At 67.5% G+C, this 25,886-nt stretch carries 27 protein-coding genes; 6 read left to right on the top strand and 21 right to left on the bottom strand.

All coding sequences use genetic code 11. The annotated features are described in order from the left end of the window. The first annotated feature begins 77 nt into the window (after positions 1–77). Both AC5Y47_RS08065 and crp read left to right on the top strand, forming a co-directional pair. The gene (locus AC5Y47_RS08065; protein ID WP_499943386.1) at positions 78–473 is read left to right on the top strand and encodes a hypothetical protein; all 396 of its coding nucleotides are present in this window, start codon (positions 78–80) and stop codon (positions 471–473) included. Between the two features lie 108 nt (positions 474–581). Further along, entirely contained in the window at positions 582–1,256 is a 675-nt protein-coding gene (gene crp, locus AC5Y47_RS08060; protein ID WP_036362963.1) for a cAMP-activated global transcriptional regulator CRP, read from the top strand. 74 nt (positions 1,257–1,330) lie between these two features. Here the strand turns inward: crp and ureG are convergent, their stop codons facing one another. The 9 genes from ureG to AC5Y47_RS08015 all read right to left on the bottom strand — a co-directional run bounded on the left by ureG (position 1,331) and on the right by AC5Y47_RS08015 (position 10,500). Then, positions 1,331–2,026, bottom strand: coding sequence for an urease accessory protein UreG (gene ureG, locus AC5Y47_RS08055; RefSeq protein WP_499943385.1), 696 nt, complete (start codon positions 2,024–2,026; stop codon positions 1,331–1,333). Next, on the bottom strand, positions 2,019–2,867 hold the full coding sequence (locus tag AC5Y47_RS08050) for an urease accessory protein UreD (protein WP_499943384.1): 849 nt from the start codon (positions 2,865–2,867) through the stop codon (positions 2,019–2,021). The genes ureG and AC5Y47_RS08050 overlap by 8 nt, the downstream gene beginning before the upstream one ends. Before the next feature lie 16 nt (positions 2,868–2,883). Next, entirely contained in the window at positions 2,884–3,558 is a 675-nt protein-coding gene (locus AC5Y47_RS08045) for an urease accessory protein UreF (protein ID WP_499943383.1), read from the bottom strand. Between the two features lies 1 nt (position 3,559). After that, the gene (locus tag AC5Y47_RS08040) at positions 3,560–5,269 is read right to left on the bottom strand and encodes an urease subunit alpha (protein ID WP_499943382.1); all 1,710 of its coding nucleotides are present in this window, start codon (positions 5,267–5,269) and stop codon (positions 3,560–3,562) included. Next, complete coding sequence (ureB, locus tag AC5Y47_RS08035; protein WP_499943381.1) at positions 5,262–5,852, bottom strand: urease subunit beta; 591 nt, start codon at positions 5,850–5,852, stop codon at positions 5,262–5,264. The genes AC5Y47_RS08040 and ureB overlap by 8 nt, the downstream gene beginning before the upstream one ends. Positions 5,853–5,869: 17 nt before the next feature. Then, positions 5,870–6,172, bottom strand: a complete 303-nt coding sequence (locus tag AC5Y47_RS08030; RefSeq protein WP_499943380.1) for an urease subunit gamma — start codon at positions 6,170–6,172, stop codon at positions 5,870–5,872. An 80-nt stretch (positions 6,173–6,252) separates the two neighbouring features. After that, the gene (locus AC5Y47_RS08025; RefSeq protein ID WP_499943379.1) at positions 6,253–8,604 is read right to left on the bottom strand and encodes a glycoside hydrolase family 65 protein; all 2,352 of its coding nucleotides are present in this window, start codon (positions 8,602–8,604) and stop codon (positions 6,253–6,255) included. A 10-nt stretch (positions 8,605–8,614) separates the two neighbouring features. Then, positions 8,615–9,958 (bottom strand): amidohydrolase, encoded by a 1,344-nt coding sequence (locus AC5Y47_RS08020; protein ID WP_499943377.1) that lies wholly within the window; start codon positions 9,956–9,958, stop codon positions 8,615–8,617. Positions 9,959–9,987: 29 nt separating this feature from the next. Beyond that, positions 9,988–10,500, bottom strand: coding sequence for a YflT domain-containing protein (locus tag AC5Y47_RS08015; RefSeq protein ID WP_499943376.1), 513 nt, complete (start codon positions 10,498–10,500; stop codon positions 9,988–9,990). Positions 10,501–10,704: 204 nt separating this feature from the next. On the opposite strand from AC5Y47_RS08015, the gene AC5Y47_RS08010 reads away from it, so the two are divergent. Beyond that, positions 10,705–11,340 (top strand): DedA family protein, encoded by a 636-nt coding sequence (locus AC5Y47_RS08010; protein ID WP_499943375.1) that lies wholly within the window; start codon positions 10,705–10,707, stop codon positions 11,338–11,340. A gap of 13 nt (positions 11,341–11,353) precedes the next feature. On the opposite strand, the gene AC5Y47_RS08005 is transcribed toward AC5Y47_RS08010, so the two are convergent. From AC5Y47_RS08005 to sp36, 11 genes are all read right to left on the bottom strand, one after another. Then, positions 11,354–11,680, bottom strand: a complete 327-nt coding sequence (locus AC5Y47_RS08005) for a cation:proton antiporter (RefSeq protein WP_499943374.1) — start codon at positions 11,678–11,680, stop codon at positions 11,354–11,356. Further along, a complete protein-coding gene (locus tag AC5Y47_RS08000; RefSeq protein ID WP_499943373.1) occupies positions 11,677–11,946 on the bottom strand; it encodes a monovalent cation/H+ antiporter complex subunit F in 270 nt (89 codons plus the stop codon). Before AC5Y47_RS08000 ends, AC5Y47_RS08005 begins: the two co-directional genes overlap by 4 nt. A 5-nt stretch (positions 11,947–11,951) precedes the next feature. Further along, positions 11,952–12,452 carry a Na+/H+ antiporter subunit E gene (locus tag AC5Y47_RS07995; protein WP_499943372.1) on the bottom strand — a complete coding sequence of 167 codons (501 nt, stop codon included), beginning with the start codon at positions 12,450–12,452 and terminating at the stop codon, positions 11,952–11,954. After that, positions 12,453–13,838 (bottom strand): complex I subunit 5 family protein, encoded by a 1,386-nt coding sequence (locus AC5Y47_RS07990; RefSeq protein WP_499943371.1) that lies wholly within the window; start codon positions 13,836–13,838, stop codon positions 12,453–12,455. A 10-nt stretch (positions 13,839–13,848) separates the two neighbouring features. Next, a complete protein-coding gene (locus AC5Y47_RS07985) occupies positions 13,849–14,235 on the bottom strand; it encodes a sodium:proton antiporter (RefSeq protein WP_499943370.1) in 387 nt (128 codons plus the stop codon). Next, on the bottom strand, positions 14,232–14,711 hold the full coding sequence (locus AC5Y47_RS07980) for an MnhB domain-containing protein (RefSeq protein WP_499943369.1): 480 nt from the start codon (positions 14,709–14,711) through the stop codon (positions 14,232–14,234). The genes AC5Y47_RS07985 and AC5Y47_RS07980 overlap by 4 nt, the downstream gene beginning before the upstream one ends. Further along, entirely contained in the window at positions 14,711–17,017 is a 2,307-nt protein-coding gene (gene mbhE, locus AC5Y47_RS07975; RefSeq protein WP_499943368.1) for a hydrogen gas-evolving membrane-bound hydrogenase subunit E, read from the bottom strand. Before mbhE ends, AC5Y47_RS07980 begins: the two co-directional genes overlap by 1 nt. A gap of 62 nt (positions 17,018–17,079) precedes the next feature. Further along, positions 17,080–18,420, bottom strand: a complete 1,341-nt coding sequence (locus tag AC5Y47_RS07970) for a DUF2254 domain-containing protein (RefSeq protein WP_499943367.1) — start codon at positions 18,418–18,420, stop codon at positions 17,080–17,082. A gap of 233 nt (positions 18,421–18,653) precedes the next feature. Further along, a complete protein-coding gene (locus AC5Y47_RS07965; protein ID WP_499943366.1) occupies positions 18,654–19,436 on the bottom strand; it encodes an MBL fold metallo-hydrolase in 783 nt (260 codons plus the stop codon). A 5-nt stretch (positions 19,437–19,441) separates the two neighbouring features. Then, entirely contained in the window at positions 19,442–19,897 is a 456-nt protein-coding gene (locus AC5Y47_RS07960) for a RidA family protein (protein WP_499943365.1), read from the bottom strand. Beyond that, positions 19,894–20,055 carry a Sp36 family protein gene (gene sp36 / locus AC5Y47_RS07955; protein ID WP_120794267.1) on the bottom strand — a complete coding sequence of 54 codons (162 nt, stop codon included), beginning with the start codon at positions 20,053–20,055 and terminating at the stop codon, positions 19,894–19,896. The genes AC5Y47_RS07960 and sp36 overlap by 4 nt, the downstream gene beginning before the upstream one ends. A gap of 52 nt (positions 20,056–20,107) precedes the next feature. Between sp36 and bagA the strand changes: the two genes are divergently transcribed. Further along, entirely contained in the window at positions 20,108–21,133 is a 1,026-nt protein-coding gene (gene bagA / locus AC5Y47_RS07950; protein WP_499943364.1) for an ATPase BagA, read from the top strand. After that, complete coding sequence (gene bagB / locus AC5Y47_RS07945) at positions 21,130–22,269, top strand: ATPase BagB (RefSeq protein WP_499943363.1); 1,140 nt, start codon at positions 21,130–21,132, stop codon at positions 22,267–22,269. Before bagA ends, bagB begins: the two co-directional genes overlap by 4 nt. Before the next feature lie 472 nt (positions 22,270–22,741). On the opposite strand, the gene AC5Y47_RS07940 is transcribed toward bagB, so the two are convergent. Continuing rightward, positions 22,742–23,092 carry a WhiB family transcriptional regulator gene (locus AC5Y47_RS07940; protein WP_499943362.1) on the bottom strand — a complete coding sequence of 117 codons (351 nt, stop codon included), beginning with the start codon at positions 23,090–23,092 and terminating at the stop codon, positions 22,742–22,744. Between the two features lie 361 nt (positions 23,093–23,453). Between AC5Y47_RS07940 and ponA2 the strand changes: the two genes are divergently transcribed. Then, the gene (gene ponA2 / locus AC5Y47_RS07935; RefSeq protein WP_499943361.1) at positions 23,454–25,883 is read left to right on the top strand and encodes a transglycosylase/D,D-transpeptidase PonA2; all 2,430 of its coding nucleotides are present in this window, start codon (positions 23,454–23,456) and stop codon (positions 25,881–25,883) included. Positions 25,884–25,886: the final 3 nt, after the last annotated feature.

Below are 25,886 nucleotides of genomic sequence, written 5' to 3'. Positions count from 1 at the left end.
CTTGGATCGCCCGGACGACTTCGCCGCTGTCACCTACGACAGAGTACTGATTTCGTAATCTGTCTGAGACCTTGCGCGTGTTTACTCTCCTTGTGCTGTGGTTGCTGGTGGCCTGCATCCCGGGGTTGCTGATGCTGGCGACGATCGGGCTCGGGCGGCTGGAGAAGGCCCTGGCCCGCGATGCTGTGACCGCCACCGACGTCGCCGATTTCCTGAATCAGGCCGAGGCCGTGGACGTGCACACACTGGCCCGCGAAGGCATGCCCGAAGCCCTGGAATACCTGCATCGACGCCAGGCCCTGGGACTGGCGGCCGCCCCGCAGCCCAAGCAGCTGACCGGACGGCATCACGCCGAGACGATCTTTGCCACCGACGTCGTCGGGCGCGTCGAAGTGGGGCTGCCCACCCGCATTCGCGGGCGCTACCGGACCAACACGCAATTTACGCTGACTCGACACGTCAATCGTGTTTAGCGTTGGCACGCCGCGCTGAGTGGCCTACCTTTAGACTCGTGTCGGCCGTCACAAATTGGCCTGCCCGTAAGTAATTCGTGAGCACCTGAAGAAGCAAGAAGAGGAAACGTGGACGAGATCCTGGCAAGGGCAGGAATCTTCCAGGGGGTTGAGCCCAGCGCCGTCGCTGCGTTGACCAAGCAACTGCAGCCCGTTGATTTCCCCCGTGGACACACGGTTTTCGCTGAAGGCGAGCCGGGCGACCGGCTGTACATCATCGTCGCCGGCAAAGTGAAGATCGGTCGCCGCTCCCCGGACGGCCGGGAAAACCTGCTGACCATCATGGGCCCGTCGGACATGTTCGGCGAGCTGTCGATCTTCGACCCCGGCCCCCGGACGTCGAGCGCGACGACGATCACCGAGGTGCGGGCGGTGTCGATGGACCGCGACGCGCTGCGGGCGTGGATCGCCGACCGTCCGGAGATCGCCGAGCAACTGTTGCGCGTGTTGGCCCGCCGGCTGCGGCGCACCAACAACAACCTGGCCGACCTGATCTTCACCGACGTGCCCGGCCGGGTGGCCAAGCAGCTGCTGCAGTTGGCGCAGCGGTTCGGCACCCAGGAGGGCGGCGCGATGCGGGTCACCCACGACCTCACGCAGGAGGAGATCGCCCAGCTGGTGGGCGCTTCCCGGGAGACCGTGAACAAGGCGCTGGCCGACTTCGCCCACCGCGGCTGGATCCGCCTGGAGGGCAAGAGCGTGCTGATCTCCGACTCCGAGCGCCTGGCCCGCCGCGCGCGGTAGGCGCGAGGTAAGCGCGAGAAGACGCAAAAGCACCCTTTTTCGGCCGAAAATGGGTGCTTTTGCGTCTGTTCGCGCTAGTGCTGGTGGCTGTGCGGTGCCATCGGTCCGGGGTCGACGGGCTGGTGCGCGCCGGCGTTGTATCTGGCGTGTAGCCGACGAACCCAGTCGCACAGGGCGTCCACGGTGGCCTGCTGTTTGCGGGACACCGGCAGCACCGGCGCACCGCTGCGGGCGTTGCGCGCATCGCTCAGCATCTCCACGACGTCGACATCGACATGCGAAGCCAGATCGATCTTGTTGATCACCAGCAAGTCCGCCCGCGCGATGCCGGGTCCACCTTTGCGCGCCACGTCACCTCCGCCGGCCACGTCGAGAACGAAGATCTGAGCGTCGACGAGGCCGGGTGAGAAGGTGGCGGTGAGATTGTCGCCGCCGCTCTCAATCAGCACCATGTCGAGCGGGCCGAAGTCGTGCTCGAGATCTTCGACGGCGAGCAGGTTCATGGTGATGTCGTCCCGGATGGCGGTGTGCGGGCAGGCCCCGGTCTCCACCGCGCGGATGCGTTCGGCCGGCAGGATGCCTTGCGCGCGTAGGAAACGCGCGTCCTCGTCGGTGTAGATGTCGTTGGTGACGACCCCGAAACGGTATTCACTGGACAGGTTTCGGCACAGGGTGGCGATCAGCGAACTCTTGCCGGTCCCGACGGGTCCGGCCACCCCCAACCGCAGCGCTCGTCGTCCGTGCTGCGAAAGATGTTGGTGTTCATGCACTTCTGGGCTCCTGTTCGGTGGTGGGGATACGGCTTTCGGCTTCGGGTGCGGTGCCGCACCACCAAGTTCCGAGTTCGGACAGCCCTGCGGTCATCGCCTCCCTCAGCTCGAGGTTGTCGTCGGCGAGCGCGGTGATGAGCATCCCCGGACCGGCCAGCGGCAGCGCGGCGGCAGCGTCGGTCAGCACAGAGCCTCTTTCTGGCCAGATCCGTTGCGGCTCAACCAGAACGACAGACCCGACCGCTCGATGCGTGGCGGCGACGGCCGCGCTGTTCCAGCCCGGCGCGTCCGGGCCGATGTGCAGGTCCTGCCGATACAGCGGCCGGCCATCGCGCCGGATGCTCAGCCGTTGACCGATGGTGCCGGGTTGTTCACCGTGGCGGCCGAGGATGAGTTCCTCGCGCATCAGCAGTCGAGCGGTGGACGCGAGTTCGACCCGAATGTCGTTGTGGTGCCTGCAGTTCGCGGCGGCGATCAACGGTTCGGGCAGCCAGACCAGCGTCGCGCCCTCGCCCACCCGGACCCGAGCGGTGGTGCGCGACGGGTGGCCACGCGGTCCGGGCAGCAGCAGGGTGGGAGATATGTCGCACAGCACCAGGGCACTGTCGGCGCCGACGTCGACGTCGAGCGTGAGTTGGTCGCCGCCAACGGGTCCCGCGGCACCGGCCGCCATGCTGACCCGAGCCGGCGCCCGCAGGGCATCGGCCCACGGATCCGGCTCTTTTGGGTTGGTGAGCCGCAGCAGCAGCGGAGCCTGCGAGCGCAACGCCGTCACGTGGCTGACGGGCCGGCCGTCGCTTCCGGCCGTGGCCGCGGTGGCCAGCCGTGCGTGCGCACGCATCTCACCGGGTGTGGTTTCAGGAGGCAAACAACCGTGCCTCCTGCCGAGTGTGCTGTTCGGCGGCCACGTCGAGCAACGGCGCCGCATATGCCGGTAACTCCTCGACGGGGGTTTCGGCGTACTCGGCCGCGGCGACGGCCAGGACGTCGAGTTCGGGCATCAGGCTGGCCAGCACGGCATGGACTTCGAGTGGGTCGAGGCTGACCAGCCGGACGGCGGCCGTGGCAGGCCCGGCGACACTCTCGTAGAGCGCGGCCATGGCGGCCTGCCGTGCGTCGAGCTCGAATACCGTTGCGGCAACGCCCAACACGATCGGTTGATGCGGCCGTCGACCCAGACCGTCCAGGCGAGGGTGCGGGCGGATCGTGCCCATCGCACGCTGCAACTGACGCCCGAGGGTGCGAGAGACCGTCCGCAAGGCCGGGGACGGTGTCCGGGCGTCGAGTTCGACATCCAGGGCAGCCAAAAGCCCTTCGTCGTCCGACGCAGCGGCCCGGCATGCCGCGGCCGCGAACGCGGCGGCGACGGCTCCGGACGTCGCAGCGCGTCCCCGCAGGAAGTCCCGCAGGCTACTCGGGTCGAAGACGCGTCCGGCCCGCACGGTGGCTTCGATCCCACCGGAGTGCGCGTAACCGCCGGCCGGCAACCGCCCGTCGGAGAGCAGCAACAGCGCAACCGGCATCCCGGGCATGTCAGTACAGGAAGTAGCGCTGGGTCATGGGCAATTCGGTCAGCGGCGGATGATCCGCTGGTTCACCGTCGATCCGCACTTCGAACGTGTCGGGGTTGACCTCGATGCGCGGCAACGCGTCGTTGAGCGGTAGGTCCGCTTTACTCAAATCGCGCATGTTCTTCACCGCCACCAGCGGGCGGTCCACGTTGAGCCGGTCGGCCAGTCCGTCCTCCACGGCCGCGGCTGAGACGAACGCGACGCTAGTGGCTGCCGCCGCCTTGGTGAACGCGTTGTAGCCGAGCCGCGGCAACTCCGGCTGCGGCGTAGGCACCGACGCGCTGGGATCGCCCAGCATCGCCAGCGCCGCCATACCGCCCTTGAAGACCGCGGTGGGTTTGACCCCGAACATGGCCGGTACCCACAACACGAAATCGGCCAGTTTTCCCGGCGCTATGGACCCGATCTCGTCGTCGAGGCCGTGAATCAGCGCCGGACAGATGGTGTACTTGGCGACGTAGCGCCGGACCCGGTCATTGTCCGCGCGTTCGCCGGAACTGAGCGGGCCACGAAGATTCTTCATGGCGTGGGCGGTCTGCCAGGTGCGTATCACGGTCTCGCCGAGGCGGCCCATGGCCTGTGCGTCCGAGGACATCGCCGAGATGGCGCCCAGGTCTTGCAGGATGTCCTCGGCAGCGATGGTGCCGGCACGCACCCGGCTCTCGGCGAACTGCAACTCCGCGGGGACCTTCGGATTCAGTTGGTGGGCCACCAGCACCATGTCGAGTTGCTCGTCGACGGTGTTGACGGTGAACGGGCGGGTCGGGGTGGTCGATGCCGGCAACACATTGGGCTCGCCGGCGATCCGGATGATGTCGGGGGCGTGACCCCCGCCGGCGCCCTCGGTGTGGTAGCTGTGGAAGCTTCGTCCCGCCACGGTGCGCATCAGGTCCTCGACGAACCCCGCCTCGTTGAGCGTGTCACTGTGAATCGCGACCTGCACCCCCGCCGCATCGGCGACGCGCAGCGCGGTGTCGATCACCGCCGGGGTGGCGCCCCAGTCCTCGTGCACCTTGAACCCCGCCGCGCCGCCGCGCAGCTGCTCCCACAGCGCTTCCTCGGAGATCGTGGTGCCGCGGCCCAGGAACAACACGTTGACCGGCCACGGGTCGAACCCCTCCAGCATTCGCGCCAGCCACCAGGCGGCGGGGGTGGCCAGGGTCGCCTTGCCGCCGTCGGTCGGTCCGGTCCCGCCGCCCACCAGCGTGGTGATGCCGGCCTGCAGCGCCACCTCGCACATGTCCGGGGACACGAAGTGCACGTGGGTGTCGATCGCACCGGCCGTCATGATCAGCCCGGTGCCGTTCATGATCTCGGTGGACGGGCCGATCACCAGGTCGGGGTGGACGCCGTCCATGATGTCGGGGTTTCCGGACTTGCCGATGGCGGCGAACCGCCCGTCGCGGATCCCGACGTCGGCCTTGACGATGCCCCAGTGGTCCAGCACGACCACGTTGGTGATCACCAGGTCAGGCGTGCCCTGTGCCCGCGGGGTGTGCGATTGGCCCTGGGACTCGCGCCCGGATTTACCGCCTCCGAACACCACCTCGTCGCCCCCGACGCAGCGGTCCTCTTCGATCTCGATGAACAGGTCAGTATCCGCCAGCCGTAACCGGTCACCCGTGGTGGGACCGAGCATCGACACATACAGCTGGCGCTGGATGTCAGCCATCGAGGGGCCCCTTGCACTCGCCGCGGAAGCCGGCCGCGATGCGCTGGCCCCCGAACGGAATCAACTCGATCTTCTGGGTGATGCCCGGGTCGAACCGGGTCAACCCGCCGGAGATGATGTTCTGCCGCTTGCCCCAGGCCGCCTGACGGTCGAACTCCAGCGCGGGGTTGGCCTCGGCGAAGTGGAAGTGCGATCCCACCGATATCGGCCGGTCGCCGGTGTTGACCACCTTCACCGTCGTCACCTCGCAGCCGACGTTGATCGCCACCGGGTCGTCGGCGAACAGGATGGCGCCGGGAGCCGACGGCGTCATGCTCGCATCCGGCCCCAGCTGCACCCTGCCGAGCGGCCCCTTGCCCGTCCCCATCGGGAACGTCTCGCCCGATCCGGCGCGCTTGCGACTCAACGGTGGCGCGTGCCGCTGCACCGAACCGACCGCCGTCTCCAGCTTGGGGTTCCGCGCCAACACCCGCTGCCCGACGGCGAAGGCTTTGCTGGCCGCACCCAACAGCCCGGTGGAGTCACCGGCCCGCTGCATCCGGTTGGTGACGGTGTCTTTGATCTTGTCGGTGAGCCGGCTCATGATGCGACCTTCCGAGGTCAGTGAATCGGTTGGGGGACCGTGATCAACTTGGTGCCGTCGGGAAAGGTCGCCTCGATGTCGAGTTCCTGCAGCATCTCGGCGACTCCGTCCATCACGTCTTCGCGTTTCAAGACGCTGCGCGCGGCATCCTGCAGGTCCGCTTTGGTGCGGCCGTCGCGCGCGCCCTCGAGCACGAACTGGGTGAGCACCGCGGTGGCTTCCGGGAGATTCAATTTCAGACCCCGCTCACGACGCTTGTGCGCCACTTCGGCAGCGGTGTGAATGAGGAGGCGTTCCTTCTCTTTGACCGTCAAGAACATCGGATCCACCCTTGGTCGGCAGCGGTGTCCGAGGCTTACCCGCCGATCCGTCGCCCAAACCCCCGGAAATGCGGCTCGAGTCAGCCGTGTCGGTGCGGTGCGCGACCCTCGGGGAACTGCACCTGCGGTACATCCGGTGGCGGCGGGACCGGCAGGGTCACATCGTGGTCGCCGAGGGTGAACGGCTCTCCGTGATGGGTGAGTGAGGCCGGCTCACCCGAGCGCAGCCGGTAGGTGGCGTGCCCAGCGGTCGCCTCCACCGCGATGCAGCGGCCACGCCACAAGATGCGGAACGTCAACCGGCTCAGGGCCGGGGGCAGCCGCGGCGCGAACGCCAATTCTTCCCCGTGCCGGCGCATCCCGCCGAAACCGGCCACACAGGCCAGCCACGCCCCGCCGAGCGCGGCGATGTGCAAACCGCTCGACACGTTGTCATGCAGATTGTGCAGGTCGATGAACGCCGTCTCGGCCAGATAGTCGAAGGCAAGCTGCAAGTGACCGACTTCGGCGGCCAGTATCGCCTGGGCGCAGGCCGACAGCGACGAATCCCGGACGGTCAACGCCTCGTAGTAGTGGAAGTTGCGTGACTTCTCCGCTGCGGTGAACGCGTCGCCACGCACGTACATGGCCAGCGTGACGTCGGCCTGCTTGACGACCTGCTTGCGGTACAACTCGAAGTACGGATAGCGCAACAGCAGCGGATAGTCGGCGGGCGGTGTCCCCGCAAAGTCCCAAACCCCTTGGTGGGTGAAGTTTTCGGCTTGCTCGTGCACGCCCAGCTCAGGGTTGTACGGCAGTGTCATGTGGTCGGCGTAGTCCCGCCAGTCGGCGGTCTCGGCGTCGGCAACGTCGAACCGTGCGGCCACATCGGGACGACGCCGACAAGCCGCGGCGGCATCGCGAAAATTCTGCTGCGCCATCAGATTGGTGAACAGATTGTTGTCGGCCAGCGCGGAGTATTCGCACGGTCCGGTGACACCGTCGATGCGGAACTGGCCGTCTGCGTTGCGGTGGCCCAGGCTCGCCCACAGCCGGGCGGTTTCCACCAGAAGCTCCACACCGCAGTCTTCCTCGAATCCGGTGTCGGCCGTAGCCGCGAGGTATTGCGCTGTGGCATAGGCGATGTCGGCGTTGACGTGTACACCCGCCGTACCGGCGGGCCAATACGCCGAGCACTCCTCTCCGTCGATGGTCCGCCACGGGAACATCGCCCCGTCCTGACTCAGTTCCCGGGCGCGCCGCTTGGCCTTGGCCAGGGTGGAGTGCCGCCAGCGCAGCGCGTCGGCCGCCGCGTCGGGCATCGTGTGGGTCAGCATGGGCAGCACGAACATTTCCGTGTCCCAGAAAGAGTGCCCGTCGTACCCCGGCCCGGTCAGCCCCTTCGCCGGAATCGGCCGGCTCTCACCACGCGCGCCGGCTTGCAGTACCTGGAAGAGTGCGAACCGGATCGCTTGCTGCAGTTCGGGATTCCCGTCGATTTCGATGTCGGCGTGCGACCAGAACGCATTGAGGTAGTCGCACTGGCGGGCGACCAGGTTGTCCCAGCCCGTCTCTCGGGCTTGGGCCAGCGCGGCGTCCACCTGCGCCCGGAGCGCGGGCACGGAACGCCGGCTCGACCATCCGTAGGCGACGAATTTCGTCAACCGCAGCACGTCGCCTTTGGCCACGTCGACGGCGATGGTCAGCCGGGCCAGATCTTGCTCCGCGCGAATGCTGCAGTCGGCGCCGGACCTCGTGGCGAGTTCGTGGTCCATCCCCGCGGCCACCCCGAGCCCAGAGCGCCGGGTGTGGTGCACCAGGACCGCCGAAAAGTCTTGTGCCGTCGCGAAATCGGCGACCAGCGGATTGTCCAGCGCCGCGGCCAGGCGCGGGTCCCGGCCGCCGGTGGGCACCGTCTCGTTGGCCAGCAGGTCGGACTGCACGACCAGGTCCAGGTCGGCGTCCAGCGGCTCCACCTCGTACCGGATGGCGGCGACGGCGCGCTGGGTGAACGACACCAGACGCTCGGAGCGGATCCGCACCGAGCGTCCCGTCGGAGACGTCCAGACCGTATTGCGCCGCAGCGTTCCGGTGCGGAAGTCCAGGACATGCTCGTGCTCGACTGCCCGGCTGTACCGCATGTCCATCGGTGAGTCTTGGACGAACAACCTGATGATCTTCCCGTCGGTCACGTTGACCACGGTCTGCCCGTCCTCGGGATACCCGTATCCGCCTTCGGGATAAGGCAATTCACGCTTCTCGTAGAACCCGTTCAGATAGGTTCCCGGTGTACCGACCGGCTCTCCCTCATCCAGGGTGGCACGCAGGCCTATGTTGCCGTTGGACAACGCAAAGATGGACTCGGTGTCCGCCAGACGCTCCAAATCCAGTCCGCACCAACGCAATTCCCACGGAGCGACGTGAAATCCGTGTTCTTCCGAATTCTGGCTCACCACAACGATCTTATGCGACGTAGGCCAGCGTGGCCGCGATGGCCGCTTCGGTGCCGGTGCGCAGCGTCGGTTGCAGCGCCGGCGCGAAGCGCGGATTGTGATTGCCCACGATCGTCATTCCGGCCAGGAATCCACCGTTGCCCCAGAACGTATAGGGCACGCCGAACGCATCCGGGATGCGACTGAAATCCTCTGACGCCGGGACGGGTTGGAGCTCGTGCACCCGGTCGGACCCGAACGCCTGGGTGAAGGCGTTGGTCACCGTCTCGGTGGCCTTCGGGTCGTTCACCGTCGGCGGGAAGGTGGCCAGCGTTTCGAATACCGGTTCGGTCGGCGAGCCGGAGGCCTGGCACTCACCGCCGACGATGCGCTCGATGGCCGCCATGATCTTGTTTCGCACCGCGTTGTCGTAGGCGCGGACATTGAGCAACAGCTCGGCACGGTCGCTGATGACGTTGGGCGAGTCGCCGACCTTGACCGAGCCGACGGTGACGACACCGAACTCGCTCGGCGCGATCTCCCGCGACACGATGCCTTGCAACCTCAACACGATCGCCGAGGCCAGCACCGCCGGATCGACCCCCAGTTCCGGCATCGAGCCGTGCGATCCCTCACCGAAGACGGTCACCTTGAGACTCTCCCCGGCCGACAGGGCGATACCGGAGCGGGTGGCGACGTGTCCCGCTTCGGGTGCGGTCAACACGTGCTGGGCCAGGCAGACGTCGGGTCGGACCGCGTCGAGCTTGTCCACCAGGCCGTCGTCGACCATCGCCTGGGCGCCCTTGCCGGCCTCTTCTCCGGGCTGAAACAGCGCCAGGTAGGTCCCGGACCATTCGCGCTTGTTCCTGACCAGCAGGGCCGCCGCGCCGAGCGCCGACGCCACATGTGCGTCGTGGCCGCAGGCGTGCATCTTTCCCGGCTCCAGCGATGCGTAGTCCAGCCCCGTCGCCTCCGTCACGGGCAGCGCATCCATGTCGGCGCGGAACAACACGCGTCGGCCTGTGCCGTTGCGGATGACGCCGACGACACCCCCGCCGATCTGCAGGACGTCGTCGACGCCGATCTCGTGCAGTTTGCCGGTGACCTTTGCCGCGGTCCTGGCCTCTTGACCCCAGAGATCGGGATGGCGGTGCAGGTCCTTGTAGAACTCCTCCTGCCAGCCCTGGACCTCGGTGATCCCGTTCGTCGCGGCGCCGAGCTTGGCCGGGGACAGCGACGGCTGCCCGGTCGGCGCACCGCCCCGGCCCGGACCGCTGCTCGGGTCGCCGGGCCGCGTTCCGCAGCCGGGCAGCACCGTGGCCGCGGCGAGCAGGCCCGCGCCGCCGAGCACCCGACGCCGCGACCACCCGGACATGCCGGCTCCCCCGTCGCGTGCCCTGAGTCTCAGCGGCCGGCGTTGCCCGGCACCGCAGGCACGCTCTGGACGTAGCGCGCCGCCTCGGCGGCGTGGTTCCCGGTCACACACACGTCGTAGCGCTGCGCTTCCAACGTCTGAATGCTGGAGAAGTCGCGTCGGCCCCGCGTCGACCAGTGCGCCACGAATCCGAACACCGCACCCCAGAATGCGCCGATGATCATCGCGGTCAGCAACACCCAGAGCCACAGCGGTCCGACCGTGAAGATCGCGAACAGCAGACCGATCAGGACCCCGAACCAGGCCCCGCTGCCCGCGCCATAGAGTGCGGCTTTGCCCTTGGTCATCCGCCCGGTCACGTGTTCGACGGTGCGGACGCCGTCGCCGATGATGCGCACGTACTGCACCGGGAAGCCGCCGTCGGACATCCGGTCCACCAGTAGCTGGGCGTCGATGTAATTCTCGAATGTCGCGATCACCTGACGCCCGCCGGACGGGTCGCCCGACGTTTGCTCATCGCTCACATGGGTGGGATTGGCCATCTTTGTCTCCCGCGTCGAATCTGGATTCTTCATGTGGTCGCAGGGACGTATTGACCGAATCGGGTCTGCCAAACTCCTGCCCCGCATGCCCGGCAGGGGTCACCGGTGGCCGAGAGCGGGTACAGGAGGCGAGGAAGTTCGATCGGAAAAGGGCGATGGATATCAATGAACGTCCCGGACTCGACCTGATGAGGGCGGCCGACCTTGCTTGATTCGTTGCTCGACGCGCTCGGTCACTCCTGGTGGGCCTATCCACTGATTTTCGGCTTCTGCATGTTCGACGCGGTACTGCCGATCCTGCCGAGCGAGACCGTGCTGCTCACCGGCGGGATCCTGGCCGCGGACGGGTCGATGATGCTGGGCTGGGTGATCGTGATGGCGGCCTTGGGCGGCTTTGCCGGCGACAACATCGCCTACTGGATCGGTCACTCCGCCGAGGATCGGGCCCGCCGCTGGCTCGCCGGCGGCGAGCGGGGACGGCGCCGCCTGGACTGGGCGCACCGCGAACTGGAGCGGCACGGCGGACCGCTGGTGATCGCCGCGCGGTTCATCCCCGGCGGCCGCACCGCGACCACCGTCGCCTGCGGGGTGCTGGGTTTCCCTTATCGACAGTTCCTGGTGTTCGACGCGATCGGCTCGGTGCTGTGGGCGACGGTGAACACGATGATCGGTTTCGCCGGCGGGCACGCATTCGACGACCGACCGCTGTTGGCGTTCGCGATGTCGTTCGCCGTGGCGCTGGCCGTGGCGGGGCTGGCCGAGCTGCTCAGATGGTTGCACCAACGCCATTCGCGCCGCGAGCAGCAGGTGCCCGGCGCCGGCGGCCGTGTCGGCTCCTAGCCTCGCGTCCCGATCACTCGTCTGCTGCCGGGTCGTCGTGCGCGCCGCGGGCGTCGTCATTTCTGCGGCGCACCGTCTTGGCGATGGCGTGGCCGGATGACGGCGAGCTCAACACCATGAAGGCGATGCCCAGCACCGCGAAGGTGATGATGGTGGCGTTCTCGGTGCCGATGGAAGACGCCAGTACGGCGATCACCCCGGGACCGGTGGCCAGTCCCTGTGCGTGCAGCTGACTGTTCGTGTCGGGCAGGCGCAGCACGCCGATGACGCTGATGGTGAGCAGCACCAGCCCGGTGATCAGCAACACCACGCCCAGGACGTCCAACACCACAGAGATCACTCGAACGGCCCTCCCGAACCCAGGTAGCGGGCCGCCGCGACGGTCGCGACGAAGGACAGCAGCGCCAGCGCCACCGCCGCGTCCAGGTAAAAGGGCTGGTGGTGGTAGTAGCACAGCAACGCGAGCAGCGACACAACCAGCGCGGCCAGCAGATCCAGCGCCAGGACCCGCTGGACCACGTCGCGGGCCCGCAGCAGCACCAGTCCACCGGCCACGAGCAGCAGGGTGTTCCATGCCAGCGCGACGATCAACAGCAATTTCATCATGGCGGTTACGGGAACACGCGGCGCTGAGCGCGCCGGTAGGAGTCGAGTTGGGTGCCTCGGACGGCGTCCGGGTCGCTTGCGTCCAGGACATGCAGCAGCAATTCACCTTTCCGCGCGTCGACGTCGACGACGACGCTGTCCGGCGCCAACCCGACCCGGATCGCCCAGACCGCAGCCGAGCTCGCGGTGGTCGGTTCGATCGGTATGGACACCACGCCGGGCGCCATCGACCGCAGTCCCAGGCAACATCCGGCCACCTGCCAACTGCCGCGACACATGTCGATCAGTGTGAAGAAGATGAGTGCGGGCAGCCCGGCGAGGCGGCCCACGGCCGACGTGCCCGGTGGCGGTTCGGGGTGAGTTTCGCCGCGCCGGAAGGCGGCACTGAGTCCGACGATCAGTGCCGAGAACACCAGCGCGACGATGATGTCGGCCGGATTGAGGCTGGTCAGTGCCAGCAGGTAGACGGTGGTCAACGTCGCCACCCGGCCCAAGACCGCAATCATCTACAACCTCCCGGTGAGCACGTTGGCGGCGTCCTGGCTGAGCACCAGTAAAGGCTCAGCCCACAACCCGATGGACAGGACCAGCCCCGCGAACACGGTCACGATTACCCGCGGCGCCAGCGGGCTGACTTCGGGGGTGTCGACGTCGACGGTTTCCGGAGCGCACCAGAACTTGCGCTGATAGATCTGGAACATGTAGATCAGCGACAACACGCTGCCGACCACCAACACCACCACCAACGCGGGGTTGTGCACCGCGATCGCGGCCCGGAACAGCTCCAGCTTGCCAATGAAGCCGGCGGCCGGGGGCACGCCGGCGACGCTGAACGCACCGATCGCGAAGGCGGCTGCCACCAGGGGTCCGCGTAGCTCCGCAGCCAGGAACAGCAGACCTTTGTTCAGCGCGTTCACGACGCTGTACACCACGGCAGCGGACAGTCCGATCGGACCTCCGACACTCAGCGCGACGAGCACGTACCCCACCTGCCCGATGGCCGAGTACGCCAGCGTCTCGGCGTCGTCGCCGCGGGATACCGCGAGCACACCGCCGTACAGGATCGAGGCGACGCCGAGCAGCACCAGCGCGGTCGCGGCGAACCGTAGCTCGTCGGCGAACAACCCGGCGCCGAATCGCAGCAGGCCATAGCTGCCGATGTTGGCCACCGCGCCACTGAGGATGGCGGCGACGACGGGACGGGTGCCGGCATAGACCGTCGGCAGCCAGAAATGGAACGGGAACAGGCCGAGTTTGACACTGAACGCGACGAAGAACCCGACTGCGACCAGCATCGCGGCGTTGGCCCCGACCGCGTGGATCCGCGCGGCGACATCGGCCATGGCCAGCGCGCCGGTGATCCGGTAGGTGCCGGCCACCGACACCAAGAACACGAATGAGCCCAGCAGGTTGACGGAGGCGAAGATCAGCGCCGCCCGCAGCTGTCGCGGGCGTTGACCGTAGGTGGTCAGCGCGTACGACGCCGTCATCGCAATCTCGAAGAAAACGTAGAAGTTGAACACGTCCGCGGTGAGAAACAGCCCGTTCAACCCGGCGGTAAGCAGCACCACCAGGCCGGGGAACATTCGCGTCCGCACCCCCTTGACGGCGTCGTTGGTCATCGCCGCGAGCAGCACCACGATCGACACCAGCGCGAAGACGACGCCCAGCGCGTCGGCGCGCAGCACGATGCCGATGCCGGCCGGCCATCCTCCGGTGACCACTTGCTGGGGACCCCGGGACACCACTTGCGCGGTGAGGACGGCGACGGCCACCAACGACGCGCCCAGCACCGCCACGCTCGACCAGGCAACGAGGGGACGCCGACCGTCGAGCGCGATCAGCACCGCGCCGGCCGCCCACGGGATCAGCAACGCCAGAGACAAGGCCATCACGAGGCCATCACGTCATCTCGTTTCGATCCAGCTGCTCGTCACGCCGCAGGCTTTGCTCGTGTTCGGTCTCCTGGGCCGCGAGCTCGCTGCGCTGCGCGGTGCCGAAGACCTCCACGACGCGGTGCACCAACGCAAGCAGCAGCGCCAGCGTGGCCAGGCCGATGACCAGTGCGGTCAGCACCAGCGCCTGGGGCACCGGGTCACTGACCGGCCCGCCGGATCCCGGCCCGATCGGTGCCCGTCCCCGCGACATGCTGGATCCGATCAGCGCGACGACGGCGCACTGCGAGATCAGGGCGACGCCCACCGCGATGCGGATCAGGTCGTGCTGCAGCAGCAGATAGGCGCCCGCGCCGAACAACACTGCGGCGGTGACCGCAAACGCCAGGTTCACGCCGTTTCCCCGCTCTCGGTGCGGCCCTCGGGGGCATCGTCGATCTGGTTCTCCGGGTCGGCGAGTTGATGCAGCAACATCGTCAGCACGCCGATGACCAGCAGAAATATCCCCACGTCGAACAGCAGCGGGGTGAACAATTCGAGCGAGCCGAAGTGCACCACGGGCTCACCCGGCGGAGGTAGGTGGCTGAACAGCGGTTTGCCATACAGCAACGGAAAGAAACCGACGGCCAGCGACAACAACAGACCACCGACGGCCAGCCACGGCGAGTACCGCAGAATCGGCAAGGTCCGCTCGGCGGCCCGCGCGCCCAGACTGATGTAGCGCAGCGCGAGCGCGAGCGCGACGACGACGCCGGCACCGAATCCGTCGCCGGTGTCCCGATATCCCTTGACGATCAACGCGCCGGCCACCATCAGGCTCGGCCCCAGCAGCACGCCCGACACGACCCGCAACACCAGGTCCCGTCGCATCACCACAGCTTGCCCCTGCGCAGCAGCGCGGCCACGCCGACGACGGCGACCAGCAGCACAGTGATTTCGGCCAGGGTGTCCAGGCCGCGGAAGTCGGTGATGATCACCGTCACAGCGTCCTGGCCGTGGGCACTGGGCGTTCGACGCAGATATTCCTCGGACACGCTCGGTGCCGCGCTGGGGGCGGACAGGAAACCCCAGATGGTGACGAACGCCGCCAGGCCGGCCAGGCCACCGGCGGCCACGTTGCGCTGGCGTCGCCGGGTCTCGCCCGCGTGCTGTCCACCTGCGCGCACTTCGAGTTCCTCGGCAGTCCCCGAGCGCGGCAACCGCGCCAGGGCGCCGATGAAGACGAGGGTGATCATCGTCTCGACCACCACGGCCACCAAGGCGATATCGGGCGCACCGAACAGCGCGTACACCGCGGCCAGCCCGAAACCGACCACCGACAGCGCCAACACCATGCCGACCCGGGCCGAGGCCCGTGCGACAGCCAGCGTCGCGATGATGACCAGAGCCAGCAGCGGCAGGATCAGCCAGTCCACATCGCCGACCCGGCCGATGTCGTAGGCACCCTTGATCGGGGTGACGGCGAAGGCGATCCCGGTCAAGACCCCCGCGGGAACGAGCACCGCCGCGACGCTGGTACGCAGGTCACGAACTTCCAGGCTGTGTATCGCCGAGGAAAGCCGGGACAAGGCGCGCAGGCTGCGGGTGTAGATCCGCAGCGGCCCGAGGCGCCCGCCCACCCGCGTCCACGTGCGGGCCAGCGCCTCCCGGAGGCGCGGCAGCGCCAGCAGGCCCGCAGCCAGCGTCCAGGCGCTCAGCGCCATCAGGTTTCCCGGACGGGCGTCGAAGTGGTAGCCCGGCGCCAGACTCACTTTCGTCGCGCTGGTCACGCTTGCCGCGTCGGCCGCGAGACCACTGAACAGCCCCGGGATCAAGCCCGCGGCGATGCCGACTCCGGCCAGCACCACGATCGGCCAGGTCAGGGTGTGTGGAGTCGGACGGGTCTGCGCACGCGTCGTCCCCAGGAACAGCAGCACCCAGAAACGTCCGATATAGGCCAGCGTCAGGGCGGCGGCCAGCACCGCGCACCCGGTCAGCACCCGTCCGGCACCCGCGGCCGCCTCGAAGTACAGCTCGTCTTTGAAGAATCCGGCGGTCAGCGGCAGTCCGGCCAGGTTGGCCGCGGCCAGCGCGGCAGCCACCGCCAGCACCGGCCTGCGTCGGCCCAGCCCACCGAGGCGGGACAACCTGTCCTCCCCGGTCGCCATCGTCGCCGCGCCCGCGGTCATGAACAAGGCGCTCTTGGCCACACCGTGCGCCAGCACGTAGAACGCCGCGGCGCCCGCCGCTGCCCCGCCACCGATGCCGTACAGCATCACCACGTAGCCGTACTGGGAGATCGTCGAGTAGGCCAGCACCTGTTTGAGCACGTCCTGGCCCAGTGCGCCGATCCCGCCGATGACGATGGACGCGATTCCGACGACGAGCACGGCATCGAGCACGGCCCGGCTGTGGGCCAGCAGCGGGTGCACCCGGCCCAGCACCAGCACACCGGCAGCGACCATGGCCGCCGAATGCAGGTACGCCGAGACCGGCGTCGGCGCGGCCATCGCCTTGGGCAGCCAGAAATGCAGCGGCACCTGCGCGCTCTTGGCCAGCGCCGCCACCGCGAGCAGCGCCGCGGCAGCCGTCGTCGTCGGTCCCGAGTCGATCCGTTCGAGCAACTCAGGCAGCGAGAACGTCTGGTAGCGCGCGTACAGCAGCACGGCGGCGATCAGCAGGGCCACCGCGCTGGCCACGGTCACCAGCAGCGCCATCAGCGCCGCCCGGCGGGCGGTCGGCTCGTCTTTGTCGAAGCCGATCAGGAAATAGGAGCAGACGGCGGTGATGTCGAAGAACACGAACAGCAGCACCAGGTCCTGCGCCGTCGCGACCCCCACCATCGACACCGCGAAGAGCACCATCCAGGGCCAGAACCGCCACCGCTCCCGCGCCGGACGGTGATGATGTTCCAGGTGCAGGGACAGGTAGCCGGTGCCGTAGCAGAACACCAGGGCGCCGACCCCGCAGGCCAGCAGCGAGTACAGCGCGGCCAGGCCGTCGTAGGAGAAGCTCAGCTGCATGTGCAGGCTGGGCACCCAGGGCAGGGTGACCGACCCGCCGCCGGCGAGCCATGCCGCCAGACACACGCCGAAGCCGACCAGCGCAAACGCGGCCGACGCCCAGCCCTGCCAATCCGTCCGCAACGGTCGGCACGACTCGACGCCGAGCGCTTCGACGTTGGGGGATTCGGCCACTAAGACTCCTCATCGGCGTGCTGTGTCCGCACACCAACGTATGCCCCGGCACCGGCGCACCTTCAGTTGGTGCCGTGTTCGGCAGGGTCGGCGCGCGACTCGTCGGCGATGGCGCGCAGGCGGTCCAGGTCGGCCGGGAGCAGGCCCGGCGCGCCCGCCATCGACTCCATCAGCAGTTCGATCTGTCGGCGCAGCGCGGGAAGGTGCTGCTCGCGCCCGATCGTCTGGGCGTGGTCGATCAGCATGCGCAAGACCCGCAACAGGGTGGCCACGACATGGGGTTGAGTCGTCCCGGTCTGGCGGATCTGGGTGAAAGCGTGCGCGATGTACTCGTCCGGGGACAGGTCCCAGGGGCGTAGCAGGACGCGCTCGTCGGACCCGCACACCGCCGCCGACGGCAGATCCGAACCCAACAACGTGCGCATCATGCTGCCCAGCCGCAGGACCACCTCGGTTGCCGTCGTCGGGTCGTTGATCGCCGAACTGAGCGCCCGCAGTGCTATGTCGACCAGCTGCCGGATCCCGAAGTCGATGTCCTGCTGCATCGTCCGCACGTCTGCGATCTCCACGGTCGCCAACAGCTTGCTCGTCACCCGCTCCGGAACGTCCGGCATCGGCCACACCGTCATCAGGATCTCGCCGCGGTGGATGTAGGCGCCGGTGCGGGTCTCCAGCCGCACCACGGTCGACGGCGGGATTGCGCTCAGGATGTGTTTGCTCGGCGCCTGCGTGACCCAGCCGTCCGACAGCGCCCGCACGTACAGCCGTTCTTCGGGCGCGGGCGGATGCGGGGTCTGCAGGATCGTCTCGCCGCGGGTCTGGCGTTTGATCGCTTCGATGATGTCGTCGGCTTCGGCGGCGATCGACCGGACCACCTCGCCGACCTGCAACCCGTGGGCCAGCCGGTTCAGGTAGGCGATGATCAGCAGCACCGTCGTCACGGTCAACACGATCGCGATCGTCATGGAGATCCGCGGGGCGCTGGCGTTGGCGTCCCCGTTGACGTGACGCAGCACCAGCACGCAGAACACAAACGTCGCGACCAGCATGCCGATCACCGTCTGGCTGAGGCGATTTCGAATGAACGACCGCATCACCCGCGGGGAGAACTGGCTGCTGGCCAGTTGCAGGCTCACCACCGTCAACGAGAACACCACCCCGGCGGTGGTGATCATCGCGCCGGCGACCGTACTGAGCAGCCAGGTCGCCGCGTTGGTGTTCATCTCGACCGTCAACGGCAGTCGCGTGCCGACGCCCAGCGCCCCGTCGATGTATGCGACCGTCTCGGCTGCGACGCCGCCGGCCAGCACCACCAGCGTGGGCAACGCGAACAAACTCTCCCGGAAGTGATACAGCCCGGTGGCGATTCGCAGCGCCGGTGTGGGTTCGACACGTCGCCTCATGGCAGAACCCTATGGCCTCGTCGGCGAGTCCGGCCGCTGGACGCTTGCGTGAATCCTGGGCTTTGGGCGTGAATCCTGGGCTTTGCGCGTGAATCCTGGGCTTTGCGCGTGACGCCTGGGCGGGATTTCGCCGATTTTCCCACCGTGGGCACACTCCGAAAGCCGTCGCTTCACAACCAACGCCCACCATTCACACCGAAGTCGTGGTGCAGCGAAACCTGAGCGGCCTCGCTCTAGCCGCGCAGATAGTCGAGCTGCACCTGCACCGACCATTCGGCGGCGTCCCACAGCTTCTCGTCGACGTCGGTATAGACGTGTTCGACGATCTGACGGGCGCCGGCGTCGTCGCCGAGCTCACGCAGCGCCGAACGCACCTGTTCCAACCGCTCGTGGCGGTGCGCCAGGTATTCGTCGGTGACCGCGTCCAGATCCGGCAGCTCCGGTCCGTGCCCGGGCAGCACCGCCCGGTGCCCGAGTCCGCGCAGCCGGTGCAGCGACTCCAGATAGTCGGTCAGGTTGCCGTCTTCGTGGTCCATCACCGTGGTGCCCCGACCCAGCACCGTGTCGGCGGTCAACACCGCATCGTCCAGGACGAACGACAGCGAGTCGGCGGTGTGCCCGGGCGTGGCCATCACCTTGATCTTCAGGCCGGCGGCGTCGATCACCTCGCGGTCGATCAGGTGGCCACCGAGGCCGCGCAAGAATCCGCTGCCCGCCGAGCGCACCGTTGCCCCGGTCAGCTCGACCAGCTTGTCGATGCCGTCGGTGTGGTCCGGGTGCCGGTGACTGATCAACACCAGACAGATGCGCCCCAGCGCGGCCACCCTCGCGATGTGTTCGTCGTCGTCGGGTCCGGGGTCGACGATCACCAGTTCGTCACTGCGCGGGCCGCGCAACACCCAGGTGTTGGTGCCTTCCAGTGTCATCAGGCCGGGGTTGTCGGCCAGCAGGACCGACACGGTCTCGGTGACCGGTCGCAGTTCACCGTAGGCGGGATGCGTCAGACCCTCGGGCACGGCCGCTAACCGACCTCCACGATCAGCTCCACCTCCACCGGGGCGCCCAGCGGCAACTCGGCCACGCCGACGGCCGAGCGTGCGTGTTTTCCGTTGTCGCCGAACACTTCTCCGAGTAGTTCGGAGGCCCCGTTGACCACTCCCGGCTGTCCGCGGAATTCCGGGGCGGAGGCGACGAACCCCACCACCTTGACCACCTGGGACACCGAATCCAGCCCCACCAGCGAATCCACCGCGGCCAGCGCGTTGAGCGCGCAGATCCGTGCCAGCGACTTGGCCACGTCCGGGGCGACGCCGGCGCCGACCTGGCCGGTGACGGCCAATTTGCCGTCCACCAACGGCAGCTGGCCCGCGGTGTAGACGAGGTTGCCGGTGCGCACCGCGGGCACGTAGGCCGCCAGCGGCGTGACCACCTGCGGCAGCGTTATGCCCAGTTCCTCCAACCGGGCCCGGACGCTCACTTCGGGCGTTTGAGGTAGGCGACGTGCTGCTCGCCGGTGGGTCCGGGCAGCACCGCTACCAACTCCCAACCGTCGGCGCCCCACTGGTCGAGGATCTGCTTGGTGGCGTGGGTGAGCAGCGGAATCGTCGCGTATTCCCATGTGGTGGGTTGGGTCATGATCGCGAGCTTATCCGTCGGACTGGGGTGGAACCGGTCGGGCTAGCATGCGATGGTGGCAAACACATCGAGCGGCGGTAGCTCCGTCGGGTGGCCGTCGCGGCTGTCGAAGGCCCGCCTGCATTTCGTCACCGGCAAGGGCGGCACCGGGAAATCGACGATCGCGGCGGCGCTGGCGCTGACGCTGGCCGCGGGCGGTCGCAAGGTTTTGCTGGTGGAAGTCGAAGGGCGCCAAGGGATTGCGCAACTGTTCGACGTTCCCCCGCTGCCCTACCAAGAAGTCAAGATCGCTACCGCCGAGCGCGGCGGGCAGGTCAATGCTTTGGCGATCGAGCTCGAGGCCGCATTCCTGGAATACCTGGACATGTTCTACAACCTCGGCATCGCCGGGCGGGCGATGCGCCGGATCGGAGCCATCGAGTTCGCGACGACGATCGCGCCGGGCCTGCGCGACGTGCTGCTCACCGGCAAGATCAAGGAGACGGTGATCCGCACGGACAAAGGGGCCAAGAACTTCGTCTATGACGCCATCGTCGTCGACGCGCCCCCCACCGGGCGCATCGCGCGCTTTCTCGACGTCACCAAGGCGGTGTCGGATCTGGCCAAGGGTGGGCCGGTGCACTCGCAGGCCGAAGGCGTGGTGAAGATCCTGCACTCCGACCAGACCGCGATCCACCTGGTCACGCTGCTAGAGGCGTTGCCGGTGCAGGAAACCCTGGAAGCCATCGAGGAACTCGCCGAGATGCAACTGCCGATCGGCAGCGTGATCGTGAACCGCAACATCCCGGCTTACCTCGATCCGGGTGACCTGGCCAAAGCCGCCGAGGGGGTGGTGGACGCGGACTCGGTGCGCTCCGGTCTGTCGTCCGCCGGCATCGAGCTCGAGGACGCCGACTTCGCTGGGCTACTGACCGAGACGATCGAACACGCCACCCGCATCGCCGCGCGCAGCGAGACCGCGCAGCTACTCGACGCGTTGCAGGTGCCGAGACTGGAATTGCCGACCATTTCCGACGGCGTCGACCTGGGCAGTCTGTACGAGCTCTCGGAAGCGCTTGCACAGCAAGGGGTTCGATGACCACGCCACACCCGCATAAGCCGGAAACCCTTGACATGTCGGCGATTCTGGCCGATACGTCCAATCGGGTGGTGGTGTGTTGCGGCGCCGGCGGCGTCGGCAAGACCACCACGGCGGCGGCAATCGCACTGCGCGCGGCCGAATATGGCCGCACCGTAGTCGTTTTGACGATCGACCCGGCGAAGCGGCTCGCGCAGGCGTTGGGAGTCAACGATCTTGGCAATACGCCGCAGCGCGTGCCGCTGGCACCGGAGGTGCCCGGCGAGTTGCACGCGATGATGCTCGACATGCGTCGCACGTTCGACGAAATGGTGATCCAGTACTCGGGATCGGCTCGGGCACAGTCGATTTTGGACAACCAGTTCTACCAGACGGTCGCCACCTCGCTGGCCGGCACGCAAGAGTACATGGCCATGGAGAAACTGGGGCAGCTGTTGGCCCAGGACCGTTGGGATCTGGTGGTGGTGGACACCCCACCGTCGCGCAACGCACTGGACTTCCTGGACGCGCCCAAACGTCTGGGCAGTTTCATGGACAGTCGCCTGTGGCGGTTGCTGCTCGCGCCCGGCCGGGGTCTGGGCCGGCTGGTGACCGGGGCTATGGGCCTGGCGATGAAGGCGATGTCCACCATTCTGGGCTCGCAGATGTTGGGGGACGCGGCCGCGTTCGTGCAGTCCCTGGACGCGACGTTCGGCGGCTTCCGCGAGAAGGCCGACCGTACCTACGCATTGTTGAAGCGGCGCGGCACCCAGTTCGTGGTGGTCTCGGCCGCCGAACCCGACGCGCTGCGCGAAGCGTCCTTCTTCGTCGACCGGCTGTCCCAGGAGGGGATGCCGTTGGCGGGTCTGGTGTTGAACCGCACCCACCCCACGCTGTGCTCGTTGCCGGCGGAACGGGCGATCGACGCCGTGGAGAAACTGGACGGCGACGGATCCGAGGAAGCGTCGTTGGCGGCGGCCGTGCTGCAGATTCACGCCGATCGGGCGCAGACGGCCAAACGGGAGGTCCGGCTGCTGTCCCGGTTCACCGGCGCCAACCCGCACGTGCCGGTCATCGGGGTGCCGTCGCTGCCCTTCGACGTCTCCGACCTCGAGGCGCTGCGCGCCCTCGCCGACCAGATCACGTCGGTCGCGTAACCACCTGGTTCACCCCCGCGTTGCCCGTTATTTGACGCTGATTCAATGGCGGCAGTGATCATCTGTCCCACGCGTAACCCTCAATACGCGCTTGACCTGCGCAAACGAAACCGGCTCTATAGTACGCTCAGCTAATCTGTAACAAAAAAGTAATGATGTATCAGAGGCCCGACCCGTGCTTCACGTCAGCTTCGACGGGCGTTCGCACTGACCAGGAGCGCACTCAACCGCCCGACTCCGCCGCCCGGCAGATCCTGGCGCCAGGGCGCTCGGATATCGGTGCCACCTGCGGCGATACGGGGGCTGTAGAACTTATTCGACGCCGGTTCAACGAATGACGAGCCCTACACACCGGGCCTGAACCGCCAAAACGCCCCTGACCAGTACAAACAATGACGACCCGGTAGTTTGGGCAGCTAAGCTGTAACAATAATGCAATGAGGAAGGCGCACGGCGCCAGCCAGCGGGCGGATCAGATGGCCCCGCGGCGCTTGCGCTTGTCGAAGTAGTCCGACCAGGACACCACCTCGGGGTGCTGCTTGAGCAGAGCCCGACGCTGGCGCTCGGTCATTCCGCCCCACACGCCGAACTCGACCTTGTTGTCCAGCGCATCCGCGCCGCATTCCTGCATCACCGGGCAGTGCCGGCAGATCACCGCGGCCTTGCGTTGGGCGGCTCCGCGCACGAACAGTTCGTCGGGGTCGGTCGCCCGGCACAACGCCTGCGAGACCCAGGCGATCCGGTCCTCGGCTTCCACGCTGCGCAGCAGGTTCCCTGTCGACGTGAGGCCCGTCTTCCGAGCGCCCGGACGTGTTCCTGACACGAGCTGATCCCTTCCTCCCGGCCGTCGCTTCCGACCGCCCTCCTCGGGTACCAGCCGATGATGCGGTCTGAACCACACTGCGCCTACAGCTGTTACCTGAATCTCAATGCGTATATAAGTTAGGTGGTCGGGTGCCAATTACGCAACAGTCCGATAACGCTTTTTCTGGGACGGCCGTGCCGTCTTCCTTCCAGGGGCCGGGCCGAACGATTGGGCTCCGTCCCGTAATGGCCCTCTGACCAGTGACGTCGCCGCAAATTCGATGCCGCCAAGGGTGGCAATCTTGTTCAACACCTGCTAAAGAATCTTTTTCCGCCCGCGCGGCGCGGAGCCGTGACAGAAGGTCGCTACTGTAGTACGCATGTCCGAGCGTCCCCCGGTCCCACTGACGCTGTTGAAGCTCGCTGGGTTCTGTGTGCTCGCCAGCGTGGTGGCCACCGCACTGATGTTCCCGTTCGCCGGCGGTGTCGGGTTGATGTCCAACCGGGCTTCCGAGGTCGTCGCCAACGGCTCCGCGCAGCTGCTCGAGGGTCAGGTCCCGGCTGTCTCGACGATGGTCGACGCCAAAGGCAACGTCATCGCCTGGCTGTATTCGCAGCGCCGCTTCGAAGTGCCCTCGGACAAGATCTCCAACCCGATGAAGCTGGCGATCGTGTCCATCGAGGACAAGCGGTTCGCCGACCACAACGGCGTGGACTGGAAAGGCACGCTCACCGGCCTGGCCGGCTACGCCTCCGGTGATGTGGAGACCCGCGGCGGTTCGACCATCGAGCAGCAATACATCAAGAACTACCAACTGCTGGTCACGGCGCAGACCGATGCGGAGAAGCGCGCCGCCGTGGAAACCACCCCGGCGCGCAAGCTGCGCGAGATCCGGATGGCGCTGACGCTCGACAAGACCTTCACCAAACCCGAGATCCTGACCCGCTACCTGAACCTGGTGTCGTTCGGCAACAACTCCTTCGGCATCCAGGACGCCGCGCAGACCTACTTCGGCATCAACGCCATCGACCTGAACTGGCAGCAGGCCGCACTGCTGGCAGGCATGGTGCAGTCGACCAGCGCACTCAACCCCTACACCAACCCCGAGGGCGCGCTGGCCCGGCGAAACCTGGTGCTGGACACCATGATCGAGAACATCCCCAATGAGGCCGACGCACTGCGCGCGGCCAAGGCGCAGCCGCTGGGGATCCTGCCGCAACCCAACGAGTTGCCGCGCGGCTGCATCGCCGCGGGCGACCGGGGGTTCTTCTGCGACTACGTGCAGGAGTACCTGTCGCGCGCCGGCATCAGTAAGGAACAGGTGGCCCGGGGTGGTTACCTGATCCGCACCACGCTGGATCCCGACGTGCAGATCCCGGTCAAGGCGTCCATCGACAAATTCGCTCCCCCGACGCTGAGCGGCATCTCCAGCGTGATGAGCGTGATCCTGCCGGGAAAGACGTCGCACAAAGTGGTGGCGATGGCCAGCAACCACAAGTACGGGCTGGACACCGAGGCGGGTGAGACCATGCGTCCGCAGCCGTTTTCGCTGGTCGGTGACGGCGCCGGGTCGATCTTCAAGCTCTTCACCACCGCGGCCGCGCTGGACATGGGCATGGGCATCAACGCCAACCTCGACGTCCCGCCCCGGTTCCAGGCCAAGGGCCTCGGTAGCGGCGGGGCCAAGGGCTGTCCCAAGGACACCTGGTGTGTGGTCAACGCCGGCAATTACCGCGGCTCGATGAACGTGACCGACGCGCTGGCCACCTCACCCAACACCGCGTTCGCCAAGTTGATCTCGCAGATCGGGGTGTCCCGCGCCGTCGACATGGCGATCAAGCTCGGCCTGCGTTCCTACGCCAATCCGGGGACGGCCCGCGACTACAACCCGGACAGCAACGAGAGCCTGGCCGACTTCGTCAAGCGCCAGAACATCGGCTCGTTCACGTTGGGCCCCATCGAGGTCAATGCGCTGGAGTTGTCCAACGTGGCGGCGACGCTGGCTTCCGGTGGCATGTGGTGCCCGCCCAACCCGATCGACAAGCTGATCGACCGCAACGGCAACGAGGTCTCCGTCACCACCGAGACCTGCGAACAGGTGGTGCCCGAAGGGCTGGCCAACACCCTGGCCAACGCGATGAGCAAGGACTCCACCGGTAGCGGCACGGCGGCGGGCTCGGCCGGTGCGGCCGGGTGGAACCTGCCGATGTCGGGCAAGACGGGCACCACCGAGGCGCACCGGTCCTCGGGATTCGTCGGATTCACCAACCGTTACGCAGCGGCGAACTACATCTACGACGACTCCCCCTCCCCCACCGACCTGTGTTCGGGTCCGCTGCGGCATTGCGGCAGTGGCGATCTGTACGGGGGCAACGAACCCGCCCGCACCTGGTTCACCGCGATGCAGCCGATCGCCAACAACTTCGGTGAGGTGCACCTGCCGCCCACCGACCCGCGGTACATGGACGGATCCCCCGCCGGGCGGGTGCCCAGCGTGGCCGGCCTCGACGTCGACCAGGCGCGCCAGCGCCTGAAGGACGCCGGTTTCCAGGTCGCCGACCAACCCAACTCGGTCAACAGCGGCGCCAAGTACGGCGAGGTGGTCGGGACGTCGCCGAGCGGGCAGACGATCCCAGGTTCGATCATCACGATCCAAATCAGCAACGGCATCCCGCCGCCACCGCCGCCGCCGCCCGAGGGACTGCCGCCGGAGGTGGTCGGATCCCAGGTCGTGGAGATCCCCGGCCTGCCGCCCATCACCATTCCGCTGATGGCACCGCCGCCGCCCGCGGCGCCGCCGCCGCCGTAAAGC

The organism is Mycobacterium sp. NGS22, assembly GCF_059813095.1.
The sequence above is the reverse complement of the archived record's forward strand: the minus strand, read 5'-3'. Positions and strand labels throughout refer to the sequence as shown.